The organism is Agromyces sp. NPDC055658 (genome assembly GCF_053618155.1).
On record NZ_JBSHHD010000075.1, the window covers coordinates 1 to 4,083 of the forward strand.

4 protein-coding genes are annotated in these 4,083 nt (G+C 68.2%); 3 read left to right on the forward strand and 1 reads right to left on the reverse strand.

All coding sequences use genetic code 11. The features are described 5' to 3' along the window. Positions 1 to 38: 38 nt before the first annotated feature. Positions 39 to 2,678: a transglycosylase domain-containing protein gene (locus ACWGPE_RS18485; protein WP_452049234.1), complete on the reverse strand. Its 2,640-nt coding sequence runs from the start codon at positions 2,676 to 2,678 to the stop codon at positions 39 to 41. Positions 2,679 to 2,827: 149 nt separating this feature from the next. Between ACWGPE_RS18485 and ACWGPE_RS18490 the strand changes: the two genes are divergently transcribed. From ACWGPE_RS18490 to ACWGPE_RS18500, 3 genes are all read left to right on the forward strand, one after another. Beyond that, positions 2,828 to 3,061 (forward strand): DUF4177 domain-containing protein, encoded by a 234-nt coding sequence (locus ACWGPE_RS18490; RefSeq protein WP_231431709.1) that lies wholly within the window; start codon positions 2,828 to 2,830, stop codon positions 3,059 to 3,061. Continuing rightward, positions 3,061 to 3,531 (forward strand): RidA family protein, encoded by a 471-nt coding sequence (locus ACWGPE_RS18495; RefSeq protein ID WP_452049235.1) that lies wholly within the window; start codon positions 3,061 to 3,063, stop codon positions 3,529 to 3,531. Before ACWGPE_RS18490 ends, ACWGPE_RS18495 begins: the two co-directional genes overlap by 1 nt. Further along, the coding region (locus ACWGPE_RS18500; protein WP_452049236.1) for an MBL fold metallo-hydrolase at positions 3,528 to 4,083 on the forward strand (556 nt) is incomplete at its 3' end. The genes ACWGPE_RS18495 and ACWGPE_RS18500, both read left to right, overlap by 4 nt.

Genomic DNA, 4,083 nt, shown 5'->3' on the forward strand with positions numbered 1-4,083 from the left:
CGCCAGGGCGATCCGCGCGGCGGGCGTCAGTCGACCGTTCAACCGGCTTCCGGAGCTGTGCCGCCGTCGGTGCCGCCGCCCGGGTTGTCGCCGCCGTCACCGCCGCCGGTGAAGCGGCCGATCACGATCTTGACCTTGTCACCCGGCTTGGCGTTCTCGCCCGCGCCCGGCGACTGGGAGATGACGATGCCGTCCTTGCTCTGGTCGTCGGTGTCCTCGCGGTCGCGATCGACGCGGTAGCCGGCCGCGGCGAGCGTGGCCTCGGCCTGGTCGGCTTGCATCCCGGTCACGTCGGGCAGCGCGCTCAGGTTGCCGCGGCTGACCTTCAGCGAGATCGACGAGCCCTTCGGCGCCTGGCCCGAGGCCGACTGGCTGCCGATCGTGCCCTTCGGCTGGGCGGAGTCGACCTCGCCGTCCATCGTCCAGCCGAAGCCGGCGTCCTGCAGCGCCTTCTGCGCTGCCTCGGGTGCGAGGCCGATCACGCTCGGCACGTTCGCCTTCGGCGTCGTGAGGTACTTCTGGTCGGGCTCGGGGAACGCGTCGCCGCCGTACTTGTTGTTGGCGACGTCCATGATGCGCGGCCAGATGTTGTGTCGGAGGACCGCGGCCTCGGTACCGTTGATGTAGGTGTCGCGCAGGTTGACGAATCCGGTCGCGTTGTACACGCCGACCACCGTCGCGACCTTCGACGACGCGCCGCTCATCCAGGTGGCGACCGCGTCGTCGGTCGTGCCGGTCTTGCCGATCATCGGGGTGCCCGCGGTGTCCATCTTGTAGCGCGACGAGCGGCCAGTGCCGTCGGTCATGACGCGCTGCAGCGCATACGTCATGCCGGCTGCGACGTCGGGCGTGATGGCCTGCGTGCAGGTCGACTTGGGCACCTCGATCGGCTCGCCGTTCGCATCGGTGATCTTGTCGATCGCGATCGGCGTGCACGACTTGCCGCCGCCCGCGACCGCGGCGAAGGCGGTCGCCATCGAGATCGGCGCGATCTCTTCAGTGCCGAGCACGGCCGAGGGGCCGAATGCGATGCGGTCGCCCTCGCTGTTGATGCCCTCGCCGAGCGGCTTTCCGTCGGCGCGGCCAGAGCTCATGAGCGCCGTCGCGGTGTTCTTGATGCCGCAGAGGTCGAGCTGCTTCGCCATCGCGACGAAACCGGTGTTCTCGGAGTTGACGGTGTTGTAGAGCGCCGACCAGTAGCCGCCGTTGCCGCCCTCGTCGTTGCGCGGGTCCCAGTCGCCGGCGTAGACGTTGTCGGCGGGGCAGCTGCTCTTGAACGTACCCCAGTTATTGCGCTTGCGTGCGTCCATGCTCTCGTTGACCGAGTGCCCCTCCTTCAGCCACTCGCCGAGGGTGAAGATCTTGAAGGTCGACCCGGGCTGGAAGCCGCTCGAACCGCCGTAGTCGATCGTCGAGTTGTAGTTGACCGCGTCGTAGCCGTCGCCGGTCACCTCGGGGTCGACGTTGTAGACGGTGTTCTGCGCCATCGCGAGGATGCGGCCGGTACCCACCTGCACCGAGACGGCCGAGGCGCCGATGTCGGCCTCGGGGATCGCCGTGGGCACGTTGTCGTGCACGGCCGAGTACGCCGCCGCCTGCAGGTCCATGTCGATCGTCGTGTAGATGTCGAGACCGCCGCGCTCGAGCATCGCCGCGCCCTCGTTCTCCTCGGTCTCGGGGTTGTCGAGCTTGTTCTTGATCTCCCACGTCACGTAGTCGCAGAAGTACGCGTAGCTCGGGGAGGCCTGGCAGCCGCTCGAGGGCTCGGTGATCTTGGGGGCGACGGGCTCGGCGATCGCGGCGTCGTGCTCCTCCTTGGTGATCTTCTTCTGCTCGAGCATCTTGTCGAGGATGTAGTCGCGACGCTCCTTGTTGCGCGCATACGGAACGGTCTCGCCGTCGACGACCGTCTTCGCGCCGTTGAGCTCGTCGTCGGGGTAGTCGAGGCGGAACTCCTCGGGGCTGTTCACGATCGCGATGAGGCTCGCGGCCTGCGCGAGCGAGAGGTCGTGGGCGTTCGTGCCGAAGTAGTACTGCGCGGCGGTCTGCACGCCGTAGATCTGCCCGCCGAAGCCCGCGATGTTGAGGTAGCCGCGGAGGATGTCGTCCTTCGAATACTGCTTCTCGACGGTGATCGCGTACCGCATCTCCTTGAGCTTACGGTCGATCGAGGTCTCGGTGTGCTTCTCCCACGCCTCGAGACGCTCTTCCTGCGTCTTGGCCTTCGCCATGTCGTTCGAGACGAGCACGTTCTTCACGTACTGCTGCGTGATCGACGATCCGCCCTGGGTGCCGGCGCCGCTCACCGTCGAGAGGGCACCGCGGATCGTGCCCGCGATGTCGATGCCGCCGTGGTCGTAGAACCGCGGGTCCTCACCGGCGACCGCCGCGTCCTTGAGGTACGGCGAGATGTACTCGAACGCGACCTCTTCGCGGTTGTCGTCGTAGAACCACGCCATCGGCGACGGCGTTCCGTCGGGCTTCACCGCGTAGATGGTCGACTTCTGCGCCAGCTCGCCGATCTCGAGCGAACTCGGAAGGTTCTCGAACATCGTGATGCTGTTGTTGGCAGCCATACCGGTGACGGCGAGTGCCGGGGTCACCGCGGCGGTCACGAGGACGCCGGCGACGACGCTCATGCCGACGAATCCGAGAATGCCGGTACCGACGTCGCTCATCGTGCGTTTTTGGGCAGACATATAGTGGAGCTTAACGGAGAAGGCTGGCAAATCCCGCTACGCGCGCTGGGCGTCGCATCCGGGCACGACACGCCGAGACCCGTCATTCCGCACGCATCGTGCACGAGACATCCAACGAGGGAGCCCATATGCCGGCCTGGGAGTACATCACCACTCCGCTGCTCATCCACAACACCGCCGCGATCCTCAACAACTGGGGCTCGGAGGGGTGGGAGCTCGTGCAGGTCGTCCAGGGGCCCGAAGGCGGGCTCGTGGCGTACCTGAAGCGCCCCAAGGGCGGCGAGTCGTCGCACGCTGCCCAGGCGGGTGCCGCGGCGGCCGCGCAGGCCGCGAAGCAGTTCGAGGGCGAGGGGCACGCCTGATGGCCGGATTCGAGGCCCGTCTCGCCGAGCTCGGCATCGAGCTCCCCGAGGTCGCAGCACCCGTCGCCGCCTACGTGCCGGCCGTCGTCACCGGCTCCCACGTCTACACGTCGGGCCAGTTGCCGTTCACGGCGGGCGCGCTCCCCGCGACCGGCAAGGTCGGCGACGGCCACGGGCTCGTGCCCGCCGACGACGCCAAGGCGTACGCGCGCACATGCGTGCTCAACGCGCTCGCCGCGGTGCGCGCCGAGATCGGCTCGCTCGACCGCGTGACCCGCATCGTGAAGCTCGTCGGCTTCGTCGCGAGCGACCCGGGCTTCACCGGTCAGCCCGGCGTCATCAACGGCGCCTCGGAATTGTTCGGTGAGATCTTCGGCGAGGCAGGCGCACACACGCGTTCCGCCGTCGGCGTGTCGGAACTGCCGCGCAACGCGCCGGTCGAAGTCGAGATCATCGTCGAAACCGCGTGAGTGACAGCGTGACCGAACACCCGGCCTACGGGCTGCTGCGACCGGTCACCGAATCGGCCTCGGTCCTGCTCTGCGACAACCCGGGCCTGATGACGCTGGAGGGCACCAACACCTGGGTGCTGCGCGGCCCGGGCAGCGACGAGATCGTCGTCGTCGACCCCGGTCCCGACGACGCGGCGCACATCGCGCGTATCGCCGAGCTGGGGACCGTCGCGTTGGTGTTGATCAGCCACAAGCACGACGACCACACCGGCGGGATCGACAAGCTCGTGGATGCCACCGGGGCGGTGGTCCGGTCGGTCGGCAGCGGCTTCCTGCGCGGTCTGGGCGGCCCGCTGACCGACGGCGAGGTGATCGATGCCGCCGGCCTGCGGATCAAGGTGATGGCCACTCCGGGGCACACCGTCGACTCACTGTCGTTCGTGCTCGACGACGCCGTGTTGACCGCAGACACCGTGCTGGGACGCGGAACCACCGTCATCGACACCGAGGACGGCAGCCTGCGCGACTACCTGGAATCCCTGCACCGGCTGCAGGGGCTGGGCGCCCGCA